This window comes from Pseudomonas sp. 2995-1, from assembly GCF_002742505.1.
In the GTDB taxonomy this organism is placed as follows: Bacteria; Pseudomonadota; Gammaproteobacteria; order Pseudomonadales; family Pseudomonadaceae; genus Aquipseudomonas; species Aquipseudomonas sivasensis.
In genome coordinates this window covers 1-338 of the sequence record NZ_LJSA01000321.1, presented here as the reverse complement: position 1 = coordinate 338, position 338 = coordinate 1, and the positions used below count along the sequence as shown (strand labels likewise).

General features: G+C 38.2%; 1 pseudogene. It reads right to left on the bottom strand.

The features are described from left to right. A pseudogene (gene pheS / locus AOA61_RS08155) lies at nucleotides 1-230 on the bottom strand (phenylalanine--tRNA ligase subunit alpha); the annotation flags it as partial. Between the last annotated feature and the right edge of the window lie 108 nt (nucleotides 231-338).

Below are 338 nucleotides of genomic sequence, written 5' to 3'. Positions count from 1 at the left end.
TGCTCTTTCTCTTCAATGAGTGCAGTAACTGCTTCCCGCACTTCATTCACTACTTGACCTACTTTTGGTCGCTCTTCTTTGGAAAGTTTCCCCATCCCTTTCATAACTTCTTGGATCGGTCCTTTTTTCCCAAGATAAGCAATTCTGATCTCCTTTAGTTCTTTTAGAGAAGATGCTTCCTTGACTTTGTTTAAGGCTTCGTCTTTAAGCTCTTGTAGACGATCTAACATTTTATTTCCTCCTTTTATGTTTTAAATTTTTCTCAATATTCTTTGCCGCGAAAGGCTTGGTGAAACTCCAGTTTGTCATAGAAATAAAAAAAGCTCCGATCCCAGAAA